General features: G+C 55.6%; 28 protein-coding genes. 13 read left to right on the top strand and 15 right to left on the bottom strand.

What is annotated here, in order from left to right; genetic code table 11:
* Positions 1–5 precede the first annotated feature (5 nt).
* The 4 genes from ubiE to LINBF2_RS11000 form a co-directional block, all read right to left on the bottom strand.
* Positions 6–737: a bifunctional demethylmenaquinone methyltransferase/2-methoxy-6-polyprenyl-1,4-benzoquinol methylase UbiE gene (gene ubiE / locus LINBF2_RS10985; RefSeq protein WP_104796961.1), complete on the bottom strand. Its 732-nt coding sequence runs from the start codon at positions 735–737 to the stop codon at positions 6–8.
* A 13-nt stretch (positions 738–750) separates the two neighbouring features.
* Positions 751–1,170 (bottom strand): DUF971 domain-containing protein, encoded by a 420-nt coding sequence (locus tag LINBF2_RS10990; protein WP_281888877.1) that lies wholly within the window; start codon positions 1,168–1,170, stop codon positions 751–753.
* Positions 1,171–1,183: 13 nt separating this feature from the next.
* Positions 1,184–5,056 carry an FAD/FMN-binding oxidoreductase gene (locus tag LINBF2_RS10995; protein WP_281888879.1) on the bottom strand — a complete coding sequence of 1,291 codons (3,873 nt, stop codon included), beginning with the start codon at positions 5,054–5,056 and terminating at the stop codon, positions 1,184–1,186.
* Positions 5,057–5,303: 247 nt separating this feature from the next.
* Positions 5,304–5,588 carry a hypothetical protein gene (locus tag LINBF2_RS11000; RefSeq protein ID WP_281888881.1) on the bottom strand — a complete coding sequence of 95 codons (285 nt, stop codon included), beginning with the start codon at positions 5,586–5,588 and terminating at the stop codon, positions 5,304–5,306.
* Positions 5,589–5,613: 25 nt separating this feature from the next.
* Between LINBF2_RS11000 and hemA the strand changes: the two genes are divergently transcribed.
* The 4 genes from hemA to grxD are packed head-to-tail and all read left to right on the top strand — an operon-like array spanning position 5,614 to position 9,169.
* Positions 5,614–6,873, top strand: a complete 1,260-nt coding sequence (hemA, locus tag LINBF2_RS11005) for a glutamyl-tRNA reductase (protein WP_281888883.1) — start codon at positions 5,614–5,616, stop codon at positions 6,871–6,873.
* An 11-nt stretch (positions 6,874–6,884) separates the two neighbouring features.
* A complete protein-coding gene (prfA, locus tag LINBF2_RS11010) occupies positions 6,885–7,991 on the top strand; it encodes a peptide chain release factor 1 (RefSeq protein ID WP_281888885.1) in 1,107 nt (368 codons plus the stop codon).
* Positions 7,988–8,827 (top strand): peptide chain release factor N(5)-glutamine methyltransferase, encoded by an 840-nt coding sequence (gene prmC / locus LINBF2_RS11015; protein ID WP_281888887.1) that lies wholly within the window; start codon positions 7,988–7,990, stop codon positions 8,825–8,827. Before prfA ends, prmC begins: the two co-directional genes overlap by 4 nt.
* A gap of 24 nt (positions 8,828–8,851) precedes the next feature.
* Complete coding sequence (gene grxD / locus LINBF2_RS11020) at positions 8,852–9,169, top strand: Grx4 family monothiol glutaredoxin (RefSeq protein WP_104796968.1); 318 nt, start codon at positions 8,852–8,854, stop codon at positions 9,167–9,169.
* Between the two features lie 67 nt (positions 9,170–9,236).
* Here the strand turns inward: grxD and LINBF2_RS11025 are convergent, their stop codons facing one another.
* The 3 genes from LINBF2_RS11025 to LINBF2_RS11035 all read right to left on the bottom strand — a co-directional run bounded on the left by LINBF2_RS11025 (position 9,237) and on the right by LINBF2_RS11035 (position 12,177).
* Entirely contained in the window at positions 9,237–9,683 is a 447-nt protein-coding gene (locus LINBF2_RS11025; RefSeq protein ID WP_281888890.1) for a hypothetical protein, read from the bottom strand.
* Complete coding sequence (locus LINBF2_RS11030) at positions 9,680–10,348, bottom strand: transglycosylase SLT domain-containing protein (protein ID WP_281888892.1); 669 nt, start codon at positions 10,346–10,348, stop codon at positions 9,680–9,682. The genes LINBF2_RS11025 and LINBF2_RS11030 overlap by 4 nt, the downstream gene beginning before the upstream one ends.
* Before the next feature lie 83 nt (positions 10,349–10,431).
* On the bottom strand, positions 10,432–12,177 hold the full coding sequence (locus LINBF2_RS11035) for a proline--tRNA ligase (RefSeq protein ID WP_281888894.1): 1,746 nt from the start codon (positions 12,175–12,177) through the stop codon (positions 10,432–10,434).
* Positions 12,178–12,282: 105 nt separating this feature from the next.
* Between LINBF2_RS11035 and LINBF2_RS11040 the strand changes: the two genes are divergently transcribed.
* Positions 12,283–12,915, top strand: a complete 633-nt coding sequence (locus LINBF2_RS11040; RefSeq protein WP_281888897.1) for an RNA pyrophosphohydrolase — start codon at positions 12,283–12,285, stop codon at positions 12,913–12,915.
* A gap of 26 nt (positions 12,916–12,941) precedes the next feature.
* On the opposite strand, the gene proB is transcribed toward LINBF2_RS11040, so the two are convergent.
* The 4 genes from proB to rplU all read right to left on the bottom strand — a co-directional run bounded on the left by proB (position 12,942) and on the right by rplU (position 15,798).
* On the bottom strand, positions 12,942–14,075 hold the full coding sequence (proB, locus tag LINBF2_RS11045) for a glutamate 5-kinase (protein WP_281888899.1): 1,134 nt from the start codon (positions 14,073–14,075) through the stop codon (positions 12,942–12,944).
* Positions 14,076–14,081: 6 nt separating this feature from the next.
* Positions 14,082–15,152, bottom strand: a complete 1,071-nt coding sequence (cgtA, locus tag LINBF2_RS11050; RefSeq protein ID WP_281888901.1) for an Obg family GTPase CgtA — start codon at positions 15,150–15,152, stop codon at positions 14,082–14,084.
* Positions 15,153–15,216: 64 nt separating this feature from the next.
* Positions 15,217–15,474 (bottom strand): 50S ribosomal protein L27, encoded by a 258-nt coding sequence (rpmA, locus tag LINBF2_RS11055; RefSeq protein WP_104796974.1) that lies wholly within the window; start codon positions 15,472–15,474, stop codon positions 15,217–15,219.
* A gap of 12 nt (positions 15,475–15,486) precedes the next feature.
* Positions 15,487–15,798, bottom strand: coding sequence for a 50S ribosomal protein L21 (gene rplU / locus LINBF2_RS11060; protein WP_104796975.1), 312 nt, complete (start codon positions 15,796–15,798; stop codon positions 15,487–15,489).
* Positions 15,799–15,991: 193 nt separating this feature from the next.
* Between rplU and LINBF2_RS11065 the strand changes: the two genes are divergently transcribed.
* Together LINBF2_RS11065 and LINBF2_RS11070 are read left to right on the top strand one after the other, a co-directional pair.
* Positions 15,992–16,921, top strand: coding sequence for a polyprenyl synthetase family protein (locus tag LINBF2_RS11065; protein ID WP_281891329.1), 930 nt, complete (start codon positions 15,992–15,994; stop codon positions 16,919–16,921).
* A gap of 21 nt (positions 16,922–16,942) precedes the next feature.
* The gene (locus LINBF2_RS11070; RefSeq protein ID WP_104796977.1) at positions 16,943–17,344 is read left to right on the top strand and encodes a hypothetical protein; all 402 of its coding nucleotides are present in this window, start codon (positions 16,943–16,945) and stop codon (positions 17,342–17,344) included.
* Positions 17,345–17,363: 19 nt separating this feature from the next.
* Here the strand turns inward: LINBF2_RS11070 and LINBF2_RS11075 are convergent, their stop codons facing one another.
* From LINBF2_RS11075 to LINBF2_RS11085, 3 genes are all read right to left on the bottom strand, one after another.
* The gene (locus LINBF2_RS11075) at positions 17,364–17,690 is read right to left on the bottom strand and encodes a hypothetical protein (protein WP_104796978.1); all 327 of its coding nucleotides are present in this window, start codon (positions 17,688–17,690) and stop codon (positions 17,364–17,366) included.
* Positions 17,691–17,713: 23 nt separating this feature from the next.
* A complete protein-coding gene (locus LINBF2_RS11080) occupies positions 17,714–18,094 on the bottom strand; it encodes an H-NS histone family protein (RefSeq protein WP_104796979.1) in 381 nt (126 codons plus the stop codon).
* Between the two features lie 107 nt (positions 18,095–18,201).
* Positions 18,202–18,474 (bottom strand): HU family DNA-binding protein, encoded by a 273-nt coding sequence (locus LINBF2_RS11085; protein ID WP_104796980.1) that lies wholly within the window; start codon positions 18,472–18,474, stop codon positions 18,202–18,204.
* A gap of 199 nt (positions 18,475–18,673) precedes the next feature.
* On the opposite strand from LINBF2_RS11085, the gene LINBF2_RS11090 reads away from it, so the two are divergent.
* The 6 genes from LINBF2_RS11090 (at position 18,674) to LINBF2_RS11115 (ending at position 23,546) form a co-directional block, all read left to right on the top strand.
* A complete protein-coding gene (locus tag LINBF2_RS11090; RefSeq protein WP_281888905.1) occupies positions 18,674–19,870 on the top strand; it encodes an ATPase, T2SS/T4P/T4SS family in 1,197 nt (398 codons plus the stop codon).
* Positions 19,863–21,077, top strand: coding sequence for a type II secretion system F family protein (locus LINBF2_RS11095; RefSeq protein ID WP_281888907.1), 1,215 nt, complete (start codon positions 19,863–19,865; stop codon positions 21,075–21,077). The genes LINBF2_RS11090 and LINBF2_RS11095 overlap by 8 nt, the downstream gene beginning before the upstream one ends.
* The gene (locus tag LINBF2_RS11100; protein WP_281888909.1) at positions 21,074–21,874 is read left to right on the top strand and encodes an A24 family peptidase; all 801 of its coding nucleotides are present in this window, start codon (positions 21,074–21,076) and stop codon (positions 21,872–21,874) included. Before LINBF2_RS11095 ends, LINBF2_RS11100 begins: the two co-directional genes overlap by 4 nt.
* 22 nt (positions 21,875–21,896) lie before the next feature.
* Entirely contained in the window at positions 21,897–22,517 is a 621-nt protein-coding gene (gene coaE, locus LINBF2_RS11105; protein WP_281888911.1) for a dephospho-CoA kinase, read from the top strand.
* 72 nt (positions 22,518–22,589) lie between these two features.
* Positions 22,590–23,342, top strand: a complete 753-nt coding sequence (gene zapD / locus LINBF2_RS11110; RefSeq protein ID WP_281891330.1) for a cell division protein ZapD — start codon at positions 22,590–22,592, stop codon at positions 23,340–23,342.
* A 3-nt stretch (positions 23,343–23,345) separates the two neighbouring features.
* A complete protein-coding gene (locus LINBF2_RS11115; protein WP_281888913.1) occupies positions 23,346–23,546 on the top strand; it encodes a DNA gyrase inhibitor YacG in 201 nt (66 codons plus the stop codon).
* A 53-nt stretch (positions 23,547–23,599) separates the two neighbouring features.
* Here LINBF2_RS11115 and LINBF2_RS11120 read toward each other — a convergent pair whose 3' ends face one another.
* The gene (locus LINBF2_RS11120) at positions 23,600–24,070 is read right to left on the bottom strand and encodes an NUDIX domain-containing protein (RefSeq protein WP_281888914.1); all 471 of its coding nucleotides are present in this window, start codon (positions 24,068–24,070) and stop codon (positions 23,600–23,602) included.
* Positions 24,071–24,073 lie beyond the last annotated feature (3 nt).

Genomic DNA, 24,073 nt, shown 5'->3' on the forward strand with positions numbered 1-24,073 from the left:
ACATCTCAGCACTTGATTCCAACATGAAGCGCGACCACGCCGGCGCTCATGTTGTGAAAGTCCACATGGCCAAAGCCATTTTGTTTCATAAGGGATTTCAGTTCCTCTTGGCCGGGGTGCATGCGAATGGACTCGGCCAAATATTGGTAGCTCGACGCATCGCCCGCAATCATCTGGCCCAGCTTGGGCAAGATGTTGAATGAGTACCAGTCGTAGGCTTTCTCAAGCGGCTTGGCCACTTTGGAAAATTCGAGCACCAGCAACTTGCCATTGGGCTTGAGCACGCGGCACATTTCGCGCAGGGCCGCATCTTTGTGGGTCATGTTGCGCAGACCAAAAGCCACGCTGACCACATCAAAGTGGTTATCAGGGAAAGGCAGTTTTTCGGCATCGCACACCAAGGTGGGCAAGACCATGCCATGGTCGAGCAAGCGGTCGCGGCCTGTGCGCAACATGGCTTCGTTGATGTCTGTGTGCACCACGCAGCCGGTTTTGCCAACCTTCTTGGCAAAAGCCATCGACAGGTCACCCGTGCCGCCTGCGATATCGAGCACTTGCGAGCCCTCACGCAAGTCAGCCACCATGACGGTGTAGCGCTTCCACACGCGGTGCAGTCCAGCGGACATGAGGTCGTTCATCACGTCGTACTTGGACGCGACCGAGTCAAACACGCCACGGACGTGTTTGGCTTTTTCTTTTTCGTCGACGGTTTTGAAACCGAAATGTGTGCTGCTCATATTGGTAATGGTATCAATGCGCGTGGCTGCTACAACCCGCGCCGCCTTTTTCAGGCATGGCCGCGTCGCGGTCTGTACCCGCTTCTTTGAGGCGGCGTTCGTAGTCGGCCCACAGTTGATCTTGCTCCGAGCCCAAGAAATACAGGTATTCCCAAGTGAACAAGCCGCTGTCGTGGCCGTCGCTGAAGGTGGGCTTGATGGCGTAGTTACCAATGGGCTCAAGGCCTTCGAGGTCCACCAAACGCTTACCGGTTTGCAACACCTCTTGGCCTGGGCCGTGACCCTGCACTTCGGCGGATGGGCTGTAAACGCGCATCAGCTCAAACGGGATGCGAAAACTCGCGCCGTCGGCAAAGCTGACTTCCAACACGCGCGATGCGCCATGCACCGTGATGTCTTCAGGCGCGGGAGTGTTTTTTTGCAAGCCTGCCATGAGGTATTCCTATTTAAACAAGGACGCGCTCAATGCCACCGGCATTGGCTTGTGCCACGTACTCGGGCATCCACTGCTCACCCAACATCTTGCGTGCCATCTCGACCACGATGTAGTCGGCTTCGAGCAAACCGTTTTGCAAGTCATCACCGTAGCGGCTCAAACCTTGCAAGCAGCTGGGGCAGCTGGTGAGGATCTTCATGTCGCCTTTGGCTTCGCCCGTCATGGCACGCAAAGCGGCTTCGTCTTTTTGCAGCTCTTCTTCTTTGCGGAAGCGCACTTGGGTCGAAATGTCAGGACGCGTCACACCCAAAGTGCCAGACTCGCCGCAGCAGCGGTCGCTCTTGCGCACTTGGTCACCCAACAGCGCCTTGACCGTTTTCATGGGGTCTTGCTGCTTCATGGGGCTGTGGCATGGGTCGTGGAACAAATAACCCGCTTGGTCAGCCGTGCTGAGCTTGATGTCCTTCTCGAGCAAATATTCATGGATGTCGACGATGCGACAGCCAGGGAAAATTTTGTCGAACTCATAGCCTTGCAGTTGGTCAAAGCAAGTGCCGCAGCTCACCACCACGGTTTTGATGTCGAGGTAGTTGAGTGTGTTGGCGACACGGTGGAACAACACGCGGTTGTCGGTGATGATCTTGTCGGCCTTGTCGAACTGACCCGAGCCTTTTTGCGGATAGCCGCAGCACAGGTAGCCAGGTGGCAACACCGTTTGCACGCCCGCGTGCCACAACATGGCTTGCGTGGCGAGGCCCACTTGGCTGAACAAACGCTCAGAGCCGCAACCGGGGAAATAGAACACCGCTTCTGTTTCAGAGGTGGTGGTTTTCGGGTCGCGAATGATGGGCACGTAATCGTTGTTCTCGATGTCGAGCAAAGCACGCGCAGTCTTCTTAGGCAGGTTGCCCGGCATCTTCTTGTTGATGAAGTGAATCACCTGCTCTTTGATGGGCGCCGCACCCACGGTGGCAGGCGGCGCCTTGGTTTGCTTGCGCGCCACCACTTTGAGCAGATCGTGCGCAAAGCGTTGCAACTTCATGCCCACGCCAACCATCGCCGTACGCGCGAACTTAATGGTTTCAGGGTTGGTGGCATTGAGCATGAACATCGCCGCAGCATTGCCGGGACGGAAGGTTTTTTGGCCCATCTTGCGCAACAGGTTGCGCATGTTCATGGTCACGTCACCAAAGTCAATCTTGACTGGGCAAGGCGTCAAACACTTGTGGCACACCGTGCAATGGTCGGCCACATCTTCAAACTCTTGCCAATGTTTGATGGACACACCACGGCGGGTTTGCTCTTCGTACAAGAAGGCCTCGACCAACAGCGACGTAGCCAAAATTTTGTTACGTGGGCTGTACAGCAAGTTGGCACGTGGCACGTGTGTCGAACACACGGGCTTGCACTTGCCGCAACGCAAACAGTCTTTCACCGAATCGGCAATCGCACCAATGTCGGACTGCTGCATGATGAGCGATTCATGCCCCATCAAGCCAAAGCTTGGTGTGTAGGCTTGGCTCAAGTCGGCGTGGCGCAAGGATGTGTCCACATCTTGGTTGCGCAGCAATTTGCCTTTGTTGAAACGGCCTTCTGGGTCAACCTTGGCTTTGTAATCCGCAAACGGTTTCAACTCGTCATCGGTCAAAAACTCCAGCTTGGTGATACCAATGCCGTGCTCACCAGAAATCACGCCGTCCAACGAGCGCGCCAACACCATGATGCGGGCCACCGCTTCGTGAGCGGTTTGCAGCATGGCGTAGTTGTCGCTGTTGACGGGAATGTTGGTGTGCACGTTGCCGTCACCGGCGTGCATGTGAAGGGCTACCCACACGCGGCCTTTGAGCACGCGTTTGTGAATGGCGTTGCACTCTTCCAAGATGGGCGCGAGTTGTGCGCCCGTGAAAATGTTTTGCAACTGCGCACGGATTTGTGTTTTCCAGCTCGCACGCAAAGTGTGGTCTTGCAACTGTGGGAACAGTGCATCGCACTCGTTGAGCCACTGCTGCCACAGGCCACGCACTTCACCCACAAGCGAGCGGGCTTGCTGCACGCGGTCTTCCAACAATTCAGGTGTGGAAATGTCGGCTGCGTCGTCAGATTTACCCAGAGGCAAATTGCCTTTGACGAAGAAATCTTCCAACGCGTCGCACAGTTCAAGCTTGTTGCGCAAGCTCAGCTCGATGTTGATGCGCTCGATGCCATCGGTGTACTCGGCCATGCGTGGCAAAGGAATCACCACGTCTTCGTTGACCTTGAACGCGTTGGTGTGACGGCTGATCGCAGCGGTGCGCTTGCGGTCGAGCCAAAACTTTTTACGCGCTTCTGCACTCACGGCCACAAAGCACTCGCCGCTGCGGGTGTTGGCCATGCGTGAGACCTCAGAGGTGACGCGGGCCACTTCGTCAGCATCGTCACCCGCGATGTCGCCAATCAGCAACATCTTGGGCAGGCCGCCGCGTTTGCTCTTGGTGGCATAACCCACGGCACGCAAGTAGCGGTCGTCCAAATGCTCAAGGCCAGCCAGCAATACGCCGCTGCGCTTTTGCTCAGCAAACATGTAGTCTTTGATTTCGACAATGCTTGGCACAGCGTCTTTGGCGTTGCCGAAGAACTCCATACACACGGTGCGTGTGTGGGCAGGCATGCGGTGCAGGATCCAACGTGCGCTGGTAATCAAACCATCGCAGCCTTCTTTTTGCACACCGGGCAAACCGCTGAGGAACTTGTCGGTCACGTCTTTGCCCAAGCCTTCTTTGCGGAAGGACTTGCCGGGAATGTCGAGGCGCTCTTGGCGGATGAATGTTTTGCCGTCGGCTTGGTAGTACTTCAAATCGAAGCTGGCCATCTCGGCATCGTGAATCTTGCCGAGGTTGTGGTCCACGCGAATGACGTCGAGCCACTCAGCATTGGGGGTGACCATGCGCCAGCTGGCCAAGTTGTCGAGCGCGGTGCCCCACAACACGGCTTTTTTGCCGCCTGCGTTCATGGCGATGTTGCCACCGATGCACGAGGCTTCGGCAGAAGTGGGGTCTACCGCAAACACAAAACCACCGCGCTCAGCCGCATCGGCCACACGCTGGGTAACCACACCAGCTTCGGTGTAAATCGTGGGCACTTTGTGCGCGATGCCAGGCAAGTCGACCATTTCGACTTCGGTCATGGCTTCGAGCTTTTCGGTGTTGATGACCGCGCTCTTCCACGTGAGCGGAATCGCGCCACCTGTGTAGCCTGTGCCGCCGCCACGAGGGACGATAGTGAGGCCAAGATCGATACAACCTTTGACCAAGCCCGCCATTTCTTCTTCGGTGTCTGGGGTCAGCACGACGAAGGGGTATTCCACACGCCAATCGGTGGCGTCGGTCACATGGCTCACACGTGAGAGGCCGTCGAACTTGATGTTGTCGTGGGCGGTGTGCTTCTTGAGCATGCGCGCTGCTTTTTTGCGCAGGGCGGCAATCGCTTCAAATTGGCTGTTGAACGTTTCAATCGCGCGGCTGGCGGCTTGCAACAGTTGGCCCACCATGAGATCACGCTCGGCGTCCACGTCAGGTGTGCGGCGTTGCTCAACTTCACCAAGGCGGTGATGCAAAGCCTCGACCAACTGCAGGCGGCGCTTGGGGTTGTCGAGCAAGTCGTCTTGCAAATAGGGGTTGCGCTGCACCACCCAGATGTCGCCCAACACTTCGTACAACATGCGGGCCGAGCGGCCGGTGCGGCGCTCTTGGCGCAAACGCAGCAGCAGTTCCCACGCATCTGCGCCGAGCAAACGCAACACGATTTCGCGGTCGGAGAACGAGGTGTAGTTATAGGGAATTTCGCGCAGTCGCGGGCTTTCTTCAGCCGTGGCGAGCAAGTGGTTCAGCGAGGTGGGAGCATTCATGGTGTGATGTGCGCGCTAAGGCGCATTGAGGCGCGAATTAAGGCCCGATTTTACTGCAGGGGCTTAGGTTCTCTGAGGAGAGGGCCTTAGTGCACTTACTGGGGCTGGGGGTGTACGACATCGGCTTTTAAGGTTATTCGACAACCCAAAGCTCAAGGCGAGTTGCCTGTGTGCGCGGTGAGCGACATTCTGAGCAAGCGAAGAGGAGCCAACGTGCATACAGGCAACTCACCTTGAGCGCTTCACATCAACGCTGCCAGCCTTTGCACATCAACCACTGGGCTGTACCGCAGGCAATGACGAGGGCCGAATACGTGGCCATTTTTCCGTCGACACCCCATAAAACTAAGCCTACTGCCAGGACCGCTGTGCCTAAAACACCGCTCACCACCGTTTGTTTCAACAAGCCCCAACTGGCTAAAGGCAGCCACCAACGGGCGGTGAATCGGGCTATCAGCACACAAAACAGGGCCACACCCCATGCCGGTGCGATGAAGTTAAAAGTGTGAAGGATTTGTTCTAAAGGGCCCATGTGAGTAAATTTTATAATCTGCGTTATGGCAGTCTGGGCTTTAGGCCTCAATCACACGACAGCCCCGCTTGATTTGCGGGGCCGTTTCGCTTTTGCGGTCGACCAAATGGGTCCGACCCTCGCGACCCTGCGCCATTCTTTTTCGCCCGACAGCGAGGTGGCCATCCTATCCACCTGCAACCGTACCGAAATTTATTGCGCGGGTGGTGAGGCGCAAATGCAGCAGACCATGGCTTGGTTGGCCAAGTCTGGCGGAGTGTCTGCCGACGATCTGAAAGGCCACACCTACGCACTGCTCGAAGCCGATGCGGCCCGTCACGCCTTCCGCGTGGCCAGTGGTCTCGATTCCATGGTATTGGGCGAGCCTCAAATCTTGGGCCAAATGAAAGACGCGGTGCGTGCCGCCTCTGAAGCCGGCGCACTGGGCACAACGCTCAACCAACTATTCCAACGCTCCTTTGCTGTGGCCAAAGAAGTGCGCAGCTCCACCGAGATTGGCGCGCATTCCATCAGCATGGCTGCTGCGGCCGTGCGTTTGGCCAGCCAGCTGTTTGAAGACCTGAGCGAAACCCGCGTGCTGTTTGTAGGTGCGGGCGAAATGATTGAGTTGTGCGCCACGCACTTTGCGGCCAAGAACCCCAAGGCGATTGCCATTGCTAACCGCACTCTGGAACGCGGCGAAAAACTGGCCACCCAATTCAGCGGCGAAGTCATGCGCTTGGCCGACTTGCCGCAACGACTGCACGAGTTTGATGTGGTCATCAGCTGCACCGCCAGCACCCTACCCTTGATTGGTTTGGGCGCAGTCGAGCGCGCACTCAAACAACGCAAACATCGCCCCATGTTCATGGTCGACTTAGCAGTGCCGCGCGACATTGAGCCTGAGGTGAAGTCGCTTGAAGATGTGTATCTGTACACCGTGGACGATTTGTCTGACGTGGTGCAAACCGGCCAAGCCAACCGCCAAGCCGCGGTAGCGCAAGCCGAAGCCATCATCGACGCTGGCGTGCAAAGCTTCGAGCACTGGATGGACCAACGCAGCAACGTGCCGCTGATTCAACAACTCAACGCGCAGGCCGAAGATTGGCGCAGTGCCGAATTGGCCCGCGCCCGTAAAGCGATTGCCAAAGGCGACGATGTGGATGCCGTACTGGAAAGCCTGTCACGCGGACTGACCCAAAAAATGCTGCACGGCGCAATGGCCGAATTGCATGCGGGTGATGCGGAATCGCGCGAACGCGCACGCCACGCGATTGAGCATTTCTTTTTGCGCGGCAACCGTTAGGCGCTGAATCCATGAAAGACTTTCTGCGCGCTCAGCTGGAGCGCCATACCCAACGTTTGCATGAACTCGACTTCTTGCTGTCTCGCGAAGACATCATGAAGGACATGACGCAGTTCTTGGCCTTGTCACGCGAACACACCGACGTGACCGCCACAGCCGGCCGCTACGCACGCTACCAACAACGTGAAGCCGATGTGCAAGCGGCACAGCAAATGCTGCAAGACGGCGGCGATGACGCCGACATGCGCGCCATGGCCGAAGAAGAAATTGCCAGCGCCCAAGCCGAACTGTTGCAACTCGAAGCCGAGCTGCAACGCATGTTGCTGCCCAAAGACCCAGACGATGCCCGCCCTGCCTTCATCGAAATTCGTGCAGGCACGGGCGGTGACGAATCTGCCTTGTTTGCCGCAGACTTGCTGCGCATGTACATGCGCTATGCCGAGCGCCAAGGGTGGCGCACCGAGATCGTGAGCGAATCACAAAGCGAACTGGGCGGCTACAAAGAAGTGGTCGTGCGCATGGACGGAGGTTCAAGTGGCGACGGCGTGTATGGCTGGCTCAAGTTCGAGTCAGGCGGCCACCGCGTGCAGCGCGTTCCAGCTACTGAAACACAAGGCCGCATCCACACCAGCGCGTGCACGGTGGCGGTGCTACCCGAGCCGGACGAAGCCGAGGCCATCAAAATCAATCCGTCGGATTTGCGCATCGACACCTACCGCGCCAGCGGTGCGGGTGGCCAGCACATCAACAAAACAGACTCTGCCGTGCGCATCACCCACTTGCCCACGGGCATCGTGGCCGAATGCCAAGACGGCCGCAGTCAGCACAGCAACAAAGCACAAGCGCTGAAAGTGTTGACCGCACGCATCCAAGAAAAAGACCGCTCCGAGCGCGCTGCCAAAGACGCGGCTATGCGCAAAGGCCTGATTGGCAGCGGCGACCGCAGCGACCGCATTCGCACTTACAACTTTCCGCAAGGGCGTTGGAGTGACCACCGCATCAACCTCACGCTGTACAAACTCAACTTCATCATGGAAGGTGATTTGAGTGAGGCGATGCAGGCGCTGAAGCACGCGCATGAAGCCGAACAGCTGGCGGCATTGGAAGGCAACACATGAGCGTGTTGACCGTAATGCAAGCCGCAGCTTGGGCGCAAACCCTAGGCCTGCCTCGCCTAGACGCGCAAGTGCTGTTGCTGCACGCCTTGGGCCGCGCACCGCACGACCGCGCTTGGTTGTTGGCGCATGGCGATGACCCGCTAGACGCGGCTGTTCAAGCCACCTTTGAAACCAATACACAACGCCGCCTCAACACCGAACCCGTGGCCTACATCACTGGGCAAAAAGAGTTTTTTGGCTTGACAATGCAAGTGGACAAACGCGTGCTCGACCCACGCGCTGACACCGAAACCTTGGTGGAGTGGGCCATGTCTTGCCTCGCCGATACCTCGTCACCTGAAGTGGTGGACCTAGGAACCGGCAGCGGCGCGATTGCTTTAGCCATCAAACACACACGCCCTGATGCCCAAGTGAGCGCGGTGGATGCCAGCGCCGATGCCTTGGCTGTGGCCAGCGCAAACGCCGAACGCTTGGCATTGCCAGTGAACTTCCACCACGGTTCGTGGCTTGCCCCTTTGAACGGTCACACCTTTGACGCGATCGTGTCCAACCCGCCCTACGTGGCCAGCGATGATGAACACTTGGCCGCGCTGAAGCATGAGCCTTTGTCCGCACTGGCTTCTGGGGCGGATGGCCTAGACGACATTCGCACCATCGTGCGCGAAGCTGCGCAACACCTCAAGCCCAGCGGCTGGCTGCTGCTCGAACACGGCTACGACCAAGCCCATGCCGTGCAAACCTTGCTGGGCAACCAAGGGTTTGTGAACGTACAAAGCCGTCCTGACCTTGCGGGAATCCTGCGCTGCTCGGGTGGACAATGGCCAACAGTGAAATAATTAACTTTTATTTGGAGAGAACCCATGAGCGACGCACAACAACGCATTGATGAACTCGTGAAAGGCAACGAAGTGTTGCTGTTTATGAAAGGCAGCGCCAGCTTCCCCATGTGTGGCTTTTCGGGCCGTGCAATTCAAGTGCTCAAAGCTTGCGGCGTAGAACCCAAAGCCATCAAAACTGTGAACGTGCTGGACGACGCAGAAATTCGCCAAGGCATCAAGGAATACAGCAACTGGCCCACCATCCCTCAGCTCTACATCAAGGGCGAGTTCATCGGTGGCTCAGACATCATGATGGAAATGTATGAGTCGGGCGAGTTGCAAAAAGTCATCAACGGCTGATTGACCTTGAGTCTGATACGAGTCTGATACGGACCGATAGAACAAAGCCCGCTTAAAGCGGGCTTTTTTATTGCACGGGCACTGGGTCTGGCAACGGCACGGGTGAGGGTGCATCGTTATAAGGCGGTGCTGACACTGGCACCAGCAACTGGTCAGTTTTGCACTGGGCATTGCCATAACGCTGCACACACAAATTGACTGAACACGACGCAACGGCCATCTTGCGCACTGCCTCGTTTTGGTCAATCACCACTGTTTCTTGGTATGGGATGTATTCAGGGCGGGTGATGTCGTTGCAAATGGTGTGCACTTGGTTGCCATCTCTACGACTGAAGCAGTTGCGCATGCCGGTGGACACATGGATCACGCGCTGACGTGTTTGAACCACTTGCACTTTGCTCTCGGGGTAGTCGACCCAAGCTTGTGGCGCACACTCACCTTCCACTGCCCGATAAGCCTTGGTGGCGCAGCCTGTCAGCAGCGCCGTTGCCAACACGAGAAGCCACAGTTTCATTGCCACCCCTTTTGTGCCGCTAGCACAGCATTTGGATATGGCGCTTGCCCACGGCTGCCGTTGTAACGGCCTAGCGCCAAAAATAAGTCTCCATTCTCAACGTTCAAGTAATGCCGCAAGATGACGCAGCCAAAGCGCAAATTGGTCTGCGCTTGAAACAGCACACCAGCATCCCCGTCAGCCAGCACACGCGTCCAAAACGGCATGACCTGCATAAAACCTCTCGCCCCTGCGCTGCTGATGGCAAATTTACGAAATCCGCTTTCCACTTGAATGAGGCCGAGCACTAGCGATGGATCTAAGCCTGCACGTTGGCTTTCGTACCAAACCGTTTGCAAAAACTCCCGGCGCAAATGAGAGTTGGCCAATTCATGCGCTAGGAAGTCAGGGGCAACATTTGAGCTATTTGGGGCAGCTGCAATGGCAACGTTTGCCACGCTCGCAGCTGTGGGGCTGCTCTTACGACGTTGCAAATGCTTGTCGAGTCGCGCTTCATTTTGTGTCAGCCACTGCCCAAACGCATTGACTGCCTTCACATCAGCATGAACCAAAGTGGGTGGGCCAGACTGATGCACCGCCGCACTCAGCGCGGTACGCACAGAGTCGATCAAGGGCTCTTCACGTTGCGTACCCGCTTGTACAGCGCTGATGAACGTCAAAAACAAAAGCGGCCCCAAACGGAGCCGCCATGTTGCCATTGGCGCGCGCAGCACACGACTGAAAAGACGCAGGCTGCGGGCCATGAGAATCACAAACCGAGCTTGGCTTTCACATGCGCCAACACATCGGCCACGGCCACCTTGGTGGACTCGGTGTCGCGGCGATTTTGGTACTCGACCACGCCGTCTTTCAAACCCTTGTCACCAATGGTCACGCGGTGTGGCACGCCGATCAGCTCCCAATCGGCAAACATCGCGCCGGGGCGCTCGCCACGGTCGTCCAAGATAACGTCCACGCCCAAGGCCAGCAACTCTTCGTAGAGCTTGAAGGCTGCGGCTTTCACGTCTTCGCTGCGGTCCATGTTGACGGGGCAAATCACGACGGTGAACGGCGCAATCGCGTCGGGCCAAATGATGCCGCGCTCATCGTGGTTTTGCTCGATGGCAGCAGCCGGCAAGCGCGTAACGCCAATGCCGTAGCAGCCCATTTCCATGAACTGCGGTTTGCCGTTCACGTCCAAGAACGTGGCGTTCATGGCTTGGCTGTATTTGGTGCCGAGGTAGAACACATGGCCCACCTCAATGCCGCGCTCAATGGCGAGCACGCCTTGACCATCCGGCGAAGCGTCACCCGCCACCACGTTGCGAATATCGGCCACCAAATCAGGTTCGACCACATCACGGCCAAAGTTCACGCCGGTCATGTGGAAATCCACCTCGTTAGCACCGCAAATCCAATCGGCCATCACAGCCACATCGCGGTCGGCCACGATTTTCAAGGGCTGCTTCAAATTCACGGGACCAAGGTAACCAGGCTTGCAACCGAAATGGTCTTCAATCTCAGCAGTGGTAGCAAAGCGGAATCCACCTTCAAAGCCGGGCAGTTTGCCCACTTTGACTTCGTTCATATCGTGGTCACCACGTAAGAGCAAGAGCCACACTTGCGATTTGACGACTTCGCCTCTGTCGTTGAGGGTATCGGTGGCCAACACCAATGATTTGACGGTGGTGTTCAACGGCACATTCAACAAAGCAGCCACGTCTTCGCATGTGCTCTTGCCGGGTGTGGCGGTTTTGGTCATAGCCTGAGTGGCTGCGCCGCGCGTTTGCGCAGGTGCCAAAGCCTCGGCCTTTTCCATGTTGGCGGCGTAGTTGCTGGTGGGGCAATAGACGATGGCGTCTTCGCCGGTGGCGGCAATCACTTGGAACTCTTCGCTCAAGTCGCCACCAATCGCGCCGCTGTCTGCGGCTACGGCACGGTAGGTCAAACCGAAGCGGTCAAAAATGTTGCGGTACGCACCCGCCATGACTTGGTAGCTTTGCTTGGCGCTGTCTTGATCGCGGTCAAAGCTGTACGCATCTTTCATGATGAATTCGCGGCCGCGCATCAAACCAAAACGTGGGCGACGCTCGTCGCGGAATTTGGTTTGAATTTGGTAGAAGTTTTTAGGCAGCTGTTTGTAGCTGCGAATTTCTTGGCGGGCGATGTCGGTCACCACTTCTTCGCTGGTGGGTTGCACCACAAAGTCGCGGCCGTGGCGGTCTTTGATACGCAAGAGCTCTGGGCCCATCTTGTCGAAGCGGCCGGTTTCTTGCCACAGCTCAGCGGGTTGCACCACGGGCATGGTCAGCTCAATTGCGCCCGCTTTGTTCATTTCTTCGCGCACGATGGCTTCGACCTTGCGGATCACGCGCAAGCCCATGGGCATGTAGTTGTAAATGCCAGCACCGAGCTTTTTGATCAAGCCCGCGCGCATCATCAATTTGTGGCTGACCACTTCTGCGTCAGCTGGGGCGTCTTTGAGGGTGGAAATGAGAAACTGGGAGGCTTTCATGCGTGCAATCGAATCGTCAATTTAGTAGGGAATTAGGGCAAATTCTGAGTGAACTGCTGCAGCTCTGTGCATAATCGACTCAGTTTAAAAATTTGAGGTTCGATTATGCTTGACCGAGAAGGGTTCAGACCCAACGTCGGCATCATCTTGCTCAACCAGAAAAATCAGGTTTTTTGGGGTAAGCGCATCCGCACCCACAGCTGGCAGTTCCCGCAAGGCGGCATCGACCGTGGCGAAACGCCAGAGCAGGCCATGATTCGTGAATTGCACGAAGAAGTGGGGCTCAGACAAGAGCATGTGCGTATTGTTGCCCGTACCCGTGATTGGTTGCGCTATGAGGTGCCAGACCGGTTCATCCGCCGTGACGCGCGCGGGTTTTACAAAGGCCAAAAGCAAATTTGGTTTTTGCTGCAAATGGTTGCGCCTGACCATCATCTGAATTTGCGTGCCACCGACCATCCCGAGTTTGATGCTTGGCGCTGGAACGACTACTGGGTGCCGCTCGATTTGGTGGTCGAGTTCAAACGCGGGGTTTACGAAATGGCGCTGACCGAGCTGTCACGCTTTTTGCCGCGCCAAGATAACCGCAGCCGTTATTTGCGTGCAGGTCAACATCAGCAACAAGAGCACGTTACCAGCTACAAGCGATTTGGTCCGGCGATTAACATGGAACTGCCGCCAGGCGCGACCTTTGATCCAGACCCACAGGCCGATTTGCGATATCGCGAAGGCTCATGAAAAAGCCCACTTCGGTGGGCTTTTTCTTATTTGAATAGCACCAAGTTGTCGCGGTGCACCATCTCTGGCTCGGCGGCGTAACCAAGCAATTCAGACATTTGGCTGGATGGCTTGCGGCACAGCAAACGCGCTTCGGCGGCTGCATAGTTGGCCAAGCCGCGTGCAACTTCTTGGCCTTGACCATCCAGAATGGCGATGACTTCACCACGAGAGAAATCGCCGTCCACGCTTGTCATACCAATGGGCAAGAGGCTGGAACCATCGCCCTTGAGCTTACTCACCGCGCCATCGTCGATGGTGACGGAGCCGCGCAGTTGCAGATGGTCGGCCATCCACTGCTTGCGGGCTTGCTGCTTTTGAGTTTGCGCCACCAGCAAAGTACCAATGGCTTCGCCCTGCGTCAAACGTACCAAAGCATCAGGCTCGCGGCCCCATGCGATGACGGTGGATGCACCCGAACCTGCGGCGCGTTTGGCTGCCAAGATTTTGGTGATCATGCCGCCCTTGCCAATGCTGGAGCCTGCGCCGCCCGCCATGTCTTCGAGCTTGGCGTCACCTGCGCGTGCTTCGTGCACAAAAGTGGCAGCCGGGTCGCGGCGCGGGTCGGCGGTGTACAAACCTTTTTGGTCGGTCAAGATGATGAGGGCATCGGCCTCGACCAAATTGGCCACCAAGGCGCCCAAAGTGTCGTTGTCGCCAAACTTGATTTCGTCGTTCACCACGGTGTCGTTCTCGTTGATGACGGGCAACACGCCGTGCGTGAGCAATGTCAACAAAGTGGAACGGGCATTGAGGTAACGCTCGCGGTCAGCAAGATCCGCGTGCGTGAGCAAGACTTGGGCTGAGCCCAAACCGTTTTCGCGCAGCTTGGTTTCGTACATGTGGGCCAAGCCCATTTGCCCGACAGCGGCTGCGGCTTGCAGCTCGTGCAGTTCTTGTGGGCGGGTGGTCCAGCCCAAGCGCTTCATGCCTTCGGCAATCGCGCCGCTGGACACCATGATGACTTCGCGGCCATCGCGCACCAAGGCGCTGAGCTGGCGGCACCATTCGCCAATGGCTTGTTCATCTAAGCCACGGCCTTCGTTAGTGACCAAGCTAGAGCCGACCTTGACCACGATGCGGCGTGCATCGCGCAACACGGTGGAGGTGGAAGGCGTCATGGCTGCTTATTCAGGCGTGGGCTCAGCAAAGCGCGGGTCCACGTACTCTGGCGGTTGCTCAGAGACTTGCTGCGCTTTGATGTGTTTGTAGATATCTTTGATCAGGTGCTCGCAACCTTCGCGCGTGAGCGCAGAGATTTGGAACACGGGACCTTTGTATTTCATGCGCTTAACGAAGTCAGCCACCAAGGCTTCGCGCTCATCGGCTGCGACCATGTCGAGCTTGTTGAGCACAACCCAACGCGGCTTGTCGTACAAGGCTTTGTCGTATTTTTTAAGTTCGTTGACGATGGCCTTGGCTTGCGCCACAGGATCCACGCCTTCATCGAACGGCGCAATGTCCACAAGATGCAGCAACAAACGTGTGCGCTGCAAATGGCGCAAGAACTGGTGGCCCAAGCCCGCGCCGTCAGACGCGCCTTCAATCAAACCCGGCACATCGGCCACCACAAAGCTTTGCTCTGCGGCCACACGCACCACACCTAAGTTGGGGTGCAAGGTGGTGAAGGGATAGTCGGCAATCTTGGGGCGCGCATTGGAAATGGCGGAAATCAAAGTGGATTTGCCAGCGTTGGGCATGCCCAACAAACCGACATCGGCCAAGACCTTCAACTCAAGTTTGAGTTCGCGCTTTTCACCGGGCCAGCCCGGTGTTTTTTGACGCGGCGCGCGGTTGATCGCGCTCTTGAAACGCATATTGCCAAAGCCACCGTCACCGCCCTTGGCGATGGTGATGACTTCGCCTGGGGTGAGCAACTCAAACAACACGTCGCCGGTTTCGACGTCGGTGATGATGGTGCCCACGGGCATTTTCAAAATGATGTCGTCGCCTGCATGGCCGAACATGTCGGAGCCCATGCCGTGTTGGCCGCGTTTGGCCTCGTGGCGGCGTGAGTAACGGAAGTCAACCAAGGTGTTGAGGTTGGGGTCAGCTACGGCGAACACATGGCCGCCGCGCCCGCCGTCGCCACCGTTGGGGCCGCCGAACTCTTTGTACTTCTCATGACGGAAGGAGACGCAGCCGTTCCCCCCATCACCAGCGGCGATGTCGATATAGGCTTCGTCTACGAATTTCATGGGTCTAGTGTAAAAAGTAAAGCCCCGACAAGTCGGGGCTTTGTCACAAATCAGTTTGAAAAAATCAAACGGGTGTGATGTTGACCATGTGCTTGTTCAAAGCGCCTTTAACGCCGAACGAGACGTGGCCGTCAACCAATGCGAACAAAGTGTGGTCTTTGCCCACGCCGACGTTGACGCCGGGGTGGAATTTGGTACCACGTTGACGCACGATGATGGAGCCAGCGGAGATCAACTCACCGCCGAAAGCTTTCACACCGAGCATTTTGGGCTTGGAATCACGCCCGTTGCGCGTAGAGCCGCCGCCTTTTTTCTGTGCCATGTCAAATGCTCCTTAGCCGTTGATGGAAGCAATCTGCAATTCAGTGAATTGCTGACGATGCCCTTGGCGTTTTTGATAGTGCTTACGACGACGCATTTTGAAAATGCGAACTTTGTCGTGTTTGCCATGAGACAAAACTGTCACTGTGACAGTTGCACCGGACACCAAGGGTGTGCCGACCTTGAGTTCAGCGCCGTTACCGACTGCCAAAACTTGATCGATCACAATCTCTTGGCCTACGTCCGCAGCAATCTGTTCTACTTTAATTTTTTCACCAGCAGCAACACGATACTGTTTGCCACCGGTTTTTATGACCGCGTACATGTGAGACCTCTAGATAAGAATCTATGTGGATATCTACGGACGGATTTCCGCAGAGCCCGAAATTATAGCAGTGAAAGGGCTTGCTTGGCCAATCCCTATAATCTAGCAGCGTTTCGACGCGTTTCGTCCCATTTTTCCTAGTCACGCTTTGTCCACTACACCCGCCAACCCCTTAGCCCTGATTGCTGCCGATATGGCAGAAGTTGACCGCGTCATCGCGCAACGCTTGGATTCGGGCGTGCCGCTGGTGAGCACCGTGTCTCAGTACATCATCTCTGCAGGTGGCAAGCGCATTCGCCCCGCCCTGCTCTTGCTCATGGCCGGTGCCTTGGGCTACACCGACGGCCAGCGCCACAATTTGGCCGCTGTGGTGGAGTTCATCCACACCGCCACCTTGCTGCACGACGATGTGGTGGACGAATCCACCCTGCGCCGTGGCCGCCCCACGGCCAACGAATCGTTTGGCAACCCCGCCAGCGTGTTGGTGGGCGACTTCTTGTATTCACGCGCCTTCCAAATGATGGTGGACTCGGGCGAAATGCGCGTCATGGAAGTGCTGGCCGAAGCCACCAACGTGATTGCCGAAGGCGAAGTACTGCAACTCATGAATATGCACGACGCCTCGCTGGACGAAGCCGGCTATTTGCGTGTGATCCGCTCTAAAACGGCCAAACTCTTTGAAGCCAGCACACGCTTGGCTGCCATTCTGGCGAAATGCTCACCCGAAGTAGAAGCTGCCTGTGCTGACTATGGGCAAGCCTTGGGCACAGCTTTTCAAGTCATTGACGATGTGCTTGACTATGACGGCGACGCCAAAGAACTGGGCAAAAACCTAGGCGACGATTTGCGTGAAGGTAAAAACACCTTGCCGCTGATCATCGCCATGCAGCGCGGCACGCCTGCACAACGCCAAACTATTCAAAGCGCCATTGAAAATGGCGAAATGGATGCCTTGGCCGAAATCGTAGACATTGTCCGCAGCACAGGCGCACTGGAGGCCACCCGCGCCGCAGCCAGCGCTGAAGCCGAACGCGCCATTGCCGCTTTGAATATCTTGCCAGCCAGCGCTTATCGCGATGCCATGCATGCTTTGGCGGCACAGCTGCTTGATCGCCGCAATTAATCTTTTCATAAAGCCCATCGAATGCACGATTTAGACAAACCCTACACCGATAGCATTCAGCAATGGGACATTGCCTGCGATTGTTTCAAAGCAGAATTTAAATTCGACCCGAATGAAATTGTCACGATTGATACGATTCGTGAAATGTTTGCGGAACTCGTGGATGACCACGAGTTGTCGCAAAATGCTTCCATTTCTTTGATGTTCGCCTTGTATTTCTTAGGCTATTTGACGCTGCTGGAAATCATGAAGGCCAAAGACGAGGCTTTTGAAATCGGCAGCATGACCGATTTTTATTTAATCCTAGATCGCGCTGATCAGTGGGCACATCAATCGATCGCGCCTGACAAGCTGGCGGCTTGTGCAGCCCCCATTATTCAAGCTACGCAGCAAATCATGCAAAAGTTGAATTTGGTGCGTTAAACACTGCGCATCAAATTAATTACTCTTCGACCAATTTACAGGGCATTTTGATGCCCTTTTCTGCTCGCTTTTCCTCGCAATAACGCATGGCACGGCGCTCACCCTCGGCCGACATCTTGATATGAATTGAGCAGCGAAATGCCATTTTTTCGCCATCGGAGTGACTATCAAAGGCAGTCGCGCAGTGGCTCATTTCATTCATTTCAGGCTTGAGTTCTTTCCATACAGACCGCAAAGGATCTGGCAACTCACTCAAATGAATCGAGGGATAGTTGCCAATTGGTTTGGCTGAAGCAGCAAAACCAACCAGCGCTAAGGCATAAACCAAGTGTTTAAAGCGATTCATGATTCAGTATCGGCATATATAAATTAAACAGCAGTGGGCTGTGCAATCAACGCTGAATCTAATATGCCAGCAGCTTTCAATGCTTGAACCCAAGTTGGCGACACACCACGGCCAGTCCAAGTTTGTTCAGGATTGGCTGGGTTGCGATATTTAGGAGCCACTTTCTTACCCGCCAACGCACCTTTTTTGGCGGCTTTAGGAGCTTTGCCTGCCTTGGCAGGCTTGCCAGCGCTCAATGCTTTGGTGATATCGGCAGCGGTTAAACCAGCTTCTTTCGCCAACGCAACAATTGTTGCGAGCACTTTGTCATGTGACTTGGATTTCAAAGCCTGCTCTTTTTTGTCCAAGATTTCGCGCTGTTTACGGATAGCGGCGAGTTGATTTGCAACCGTGGTACGTGCCATGAGATATTCCTGTTCAATATGTTTTAAATGAAGCAGTTATTTTAAACATAACTTCCGGAAATTAAAAAGCCCGCACAAAGCGGGCTTTTATGAATTTGATTTGAATATTAATTCAAAGCATCTTTCAAACCTTTACCAGGTTTGAAACGTGGCACCTTAGCAGCTTTGATTTTCAAAGCAGCGCCTGTGCGTGGGTTACGGCCTGTACGCGCAGCACGCTTGCTGACGCTGAAAGTACCAAAACCAACCAAAGTCACGGTGTCGCCTTTTTTGAGTGTCTTTTTGACAGCATCAATGATAGAAGCGAGTGCGCGTGTAGCGGCAGCTTTTGAAATATCAGATTTACCTGCGATGTGTTCAATGAGTTCGGTCTTGTTCACGTTAGTTGTTCCTATTGTTGATTTTTATCAGCAATGCTGATTTGGGCAGTTTACTTAAATTTATCTCTTTGGAAAATACGCCATTTGGCGTATTTGGCTAATCGGCAGCGATATATAGACAACCATCTTTTTGTAATGGCGACCCTCCCTTCACCAAGGTAAAGCGGCAAAAATTCTCATTCAAAAAATGAGGAATTGCATGGCCACGCCTCCCGACACAGCGACCAACACACTGGATGATTTGCTGCGCCAAGCCTTAGCCCAAGGCGCATCCGATGTGCACTTTGAAAGCGGCGAAGACTTTTTTCGTGCACGATTTCGCATAGATGGTTTGCTGCGTATCGCTGCAACGCCCGCACTGTCTTTGCGGGATTCTGTGATGTCGCGCATCAAGGTGTTGGCACGCATGGACATTGCCGAAAAACGCCTGCCACAAGACGGACGCATTCAATACCCGCACGTTGAACAACTCATTGATTTACGCGTGAGCTCACTACCAACGCTGCATGGCGAAAAAATCGTGATTCGCATTTTGAATTTCAGCCGTGAGCGCCCAGGCTTGGCTGCCCTGGGATATGAACCAGATGACCGCGCCAAACTGGTGCAAGCCCTAGGTCAACCCCATGGTTTGATTTTGATGACCGGCCCAACCGGCTCGGGCAAAACTCTCTCGTTGTACAGCTGCCTTGAGTTGCTAAACCGCACCGAGGTGAATATCTCGACGGTCGAAGACCCTTCGGAAATTCACCTGCCCGGCGCCAATCAGGTCAATATCAATGACCGCGCAGGTTTGACCTTTGCCACCACGCTGCGTGCATTGTTGAGGCAAGACCCAGACGTCATCATGGTGGGGGAAATTCGCGATTTAGAAACAGCAGAAATTGCCATTCAAGCCGCACAAACCGGTCACTTGGTGTTGTCCACCCTGCACACGAACGATGCGCCTGGCACTTTGGCTCGCTTGCGTCACATGGGGGTGGCTGCGTTCAATGTGGCCGCCAGCGTGAGCCTGATTACCGCGCAGCGTTTGGTGCGACGGTTATGCGAACACTGCAAACAGCCGTTGAATACAGCGCAAATCGATTTTTTCTTCAGCCAACTCAACGAACGAGACAACCAAGCCATTCCACCGCACATACGAACACAGCCCGAACTCTACAAAGCGGTTGGCTGTGAGGCATGTGACAAGGGCTACAAAGGACGCACCGGTGTGTACCAAGTCATGCCCATCAGCGATGCGATGCAAGCGCTCATCATGCGCGACAGCGATGCCCAAGCACTGGCTGCGCAGGCCGCGCTAGAAGGGGTGCGCACATTGCGTCAAGCTGGATGGCTCAAGGTTTTACAAGGCGTCACATCGACAGAAGAAGTTTTGGCGTTGACCCACCATGGCTAAGCAACGTTACGCATGGCGCGGTGTTGACCGCCAAGGCCAAGTCGTCAACGGCGAAACGCATGCCGCTGGCAAAGATGAAGTGGCTGCGCTGCTGCGCGAACAGCGCATTCGGGCCACACATATCCAGCGTCAGTACGCACTGCCTACATGGTTGCAACACCAAACCAAGCCGCGCGCATCGGCACGCGACATCACCCAATTCACACGCCAATTGGCAACGCTGCTGCACGCAGGTGTGCCATTGCTACAAGCCTTCGGCATTCTGGATCGCGGGGAAAACAAGGTGGTGTTAAAGACAATCATTCGTAAACTGCAAGCGAACATCGAAGGGGGCATGGCACTCAACCAAGCCTTGAGGCAGCATACTGAATTTGATGCGCTGTACTGCAACCTCGTCGCCGTGGGGGAGTTGGCAGGCATGCTCGACGACATGCTGGAGCGCTTGGCCCATCACCTTGAAAAGTCAGAGACCTTGCGCACCACCATTCGCTCCGCGTTGGTCTATCCCAGTGCGGTGCTGGGCATTGCCAGCATCGTGCTGGTTTTGATTTTGGCATTTGTGGTGCCTGCTTTTCAAAACATCTTTGCTTCTTTCGGTGCCGAACTGCCGTGGCTCACGCGTTGGGTAATTGCGCTGAGTGACGGCATTCAGCGCTACGGACTGTGGCTCATACTGATCTTGTTCATCGGCACATGGCGGCTGAGACAACTGATAAAACAACGCATTCACTGGCAGCGTCATTTACACAGTTTGCTGCTGCACATCCCGATTGCAGGCCCACTCACCCGCCACGCGTGCACAGCACGTTGGACCCGCACCTTGGCCACCTTGTTTGCGTCTGGCGTACCACTCACTGAAGCACTGGAAGCAGTTCAAGGCGTGACGGGTCATCTGTTGTTTCAAGACGCCACGCAAGCGATTCAAGCGCAGCTCATTCAAGGCCGTGCTTTGTCGCAAGCGCTTGAAAGCACCCACGGTTTGTTTCCGACCATGGTGGTGCAAATGTGCGCGATTGGCGAAGAGTCTGGGGCACTTGATCACATGCTTGAAAAGACCGCAGAGCACTACGAACGTGAAGTCGAGAGCACCGTCTCGCGACTGTCTACACTCTTAGAGCCTTTCATCATGGTGGTGCTGGGTGTATTGATTGGCGGCTTGGTCATGGCTTTGTATCTTCCGATTTTTCAACTGGGGCAAGTGGTATGACGTGGGACCTGACTCTCGCCTTTGGGCTGGGCTTGGTTGTGGGTAGCTTTGTCAATGTGTTGATCCATCGATTGCCACGCATGATCATGGGCGACGCCCATGTCAGCGACGCACAGCCCTACAACCTGTGCTGGCCCGCCTCGCATTGCCCGCAATGCCAATCACCACTCAAGGTGTGGCACAACATCCCAGTGCTTAGCTACGTGTGGCTCAAAGGCCGCTGCAGTTTTTGTAGACACAACATCAGCGCGCAATACCCAGTCATCGAACTCACCACCGCTTTGATTTGGCTCAGTAGTATTTGGTACTGGGGATTCAACGCCACAGGCTTTTGCTGGGCTGGTTTTATCACCACGCTGTTGGCACTGTCTGTGATTGACTGGCAAACCACCTTGTTGCCAGATGACCTCACGCAAGCCTTGGTGTGGGGGGGACTGATGGCCTGCGCCTTGGGTTGGTTGCCATTGCGGCTCTCTGAGTCCGTCTGGGGCGCGGTGATTGGGTATACCTCGCTGTGGTCCATCGCAACGGTGTTTGAACGCCTCACAGGCAAGCAAGGCATGGGGGCTGGCGACTTCAAACTTCTTGCGGGCCTAGGTGCTTGGTTGGGTCCTCTGGCGTTGCTGCCCGTGGTCATGCTGGCCAGCCTCAGCGGTGCCAGTGTGGGCTTGATTTTGAAATTTACCCATCGGCTGCGCAGCGATGGGTATGTGCCCTTCGGACCTTTCTTAGCGATGGCTGGCTTGGCGGTTGCCGTCATCGGAATTGATGTGATTGCACGCTGGATGGGTTGGTGATTTTTTGCATAGACTCAGCACCATGACATCTAGGCCCACTCCACTTCGCATTGGCTTAACTGGCGGCATTGGCAGCGGCAAAAGCACGGTCGGTCAAATGCTGCAAGCCCGTGGCGCGGCTCTGATTGACGCCGATGTCATTGCACGCCACGTGACCGCCGCCCACGGTGCGGCCATGCCTGCCATTGCACGCACCTTTGGACCTAACTTCATCACCTCAGACGGCGCACTGGACCGCGAACGCATGCGTGCCCATGTGTTCTTCAGCCAACCCCAAGCCAAGCAAGCACTGGAAGCCATCATCCATCCCTTGGTTGCGCAAGAAACCCAACGGCAAGCGCAAGAAGCCCTGGCCAAAGGCCACAACACTTTGGTGTTTGACGTACCTCTGTTGGTTGAATCAGGCGCACGTTGGCGCATGCAGGTGGACCGGGTTTTGGTCGTGGACTGCACAGAAGCAACCCAAATCCAACGGGTCATGACTCGAAACGGTTTGAGCCGCGAAACCGTTCAAAGCATCATTGCGGCACAAGCCTCGCGCGCTCAGAAATTAGCAGCAGCCGATTGGGTGATTAACAACGACACCATCAGCCTTGAAACGCTGCGCATTGACGTGGGAAACCTACCGATTCCTACGACTTAGATCAAAAGGAAACACCCTGTGAACGGGTATGATCCTCACACTTACAACAGTCCAACACTGAGCTTTTTTCGCGTGATTCTGTACGAACATCCCTTCAACGAACGTGTGCGCACTTACCTGCGCTTGGAACACCTGTTTCAGCGTTTTGAAGAACTCACCCAGCGCGATCATCCGGTGGACAACCACTTTGCGCTCACCACGTTGTTTGAGTTGGTCGAAGCCGGTGGACGCACAGACCTCAAGTCCGATGTGCTCAAAGACTTAGAGCGTCACAAACAACAGTTCAACTCATTGCGTGGCAACCCCTCGGTGTCTGAAACGGCGCTGCAACAGTTGCTCGACAACATCGACCATTGCTACGGCGGGCTCAACGGTGCTGTGGGCAAGATTGGGCAAAACATCACAGAAAATGAATGGCTCTCTGCCTTGCGTAACCGCGTGGCCATTCCTGGCGGCACCTGCTGTTTTGATTTGCCTGCCTACCACGCATGGCAACAACAAAGTCCGGATGTGCGTCGCACGGATATCTTGCGTTGGTTTGAAGTGTTCCAGCCCATGAAAGATTCGGTGAACCTCTTGCTTTCGCTGATGCGCGACACCGGCACCACTCAAAAAATGATGGCTATGGGCGGCCAATTCCAACAGTCGTTGGCACAGGGCAAGTTCCAACTCATGCGCGTGGCCATTGACCCCGCACTGGGTTTCGTCCCAGAAATCAGCGGCAATCGCTTGATGATTTGGGTGCGCATGATGCGTCAAGACGGCGATGGCCGTTTGCAGCACAGCACCGACGACGTGCCTTTTGAAATGGCTCTTTGCGTTTAAGCCATGGGTGACACTGAGGTTCGCATCGTTGTGTGCCCGCAGTGTGGCGGTCCTAGCCGCTACGAAGCGGCAAATGTGTATCGCCCTTTTTGCGGTGAGCGCTGCCGCAACATTGACCTAGGCGCTTGGGCCAGCGAAGAACACCGCTTGCCCGATCAAACACCGCAAGACGACGCGGACTTCGAAAACACAACTTTGCAATAAAAAAGCGCCTACTCAACGGCGCTTTTTGAATGGCTACCAATTCATGCTCAGGCTTAGTTGTTGTGTGTGTCACCCACAAACCCACGCTCTTGTGCAAACCACTGCAACACAGGCAGTGTCCCCGGCAACACAGGCTTGACCTCAACCGGCAGCTGCTGCCAAGCAAACGACTGTGATTCCAGCATTTGCAACTCACCCGTCCATTGCGTGACTTTGCAAAAATTCAGCTGCACCAAGGCATGGGGGTAGTCGATGCGCTCGGTCTTCCACAAGATGCAGTCTTGAATGGTGAGACCAATTTCCTCTTGCAGCTCGCGGCGCAACGCTTGCTCAACGGTTTCATCCACTTCCAACTTGCCGCCCGGAAATTCCCAGTAACCTGCATACGCTTTGCCGTCAGGGCGACTGGTGAGCAAAAAAGCATGGTCTGCACGCACCAACACACCCACCGCCACTTGCACCAAACTGCGGTCGGCTGAACGCGGTTGGTCTGCATCAACCACGCGCACAAGTGTTTCGGTCATCGT

It is taken from the genome of Limnohabitans sp. TEGF004, from assembly GCF_027924965.1.
GTDB lineage: Bacteria > Pseudomonadota > Gammaproteobacteria > Burkholderiales > Burkholderiaceae_C > Limnohabitans.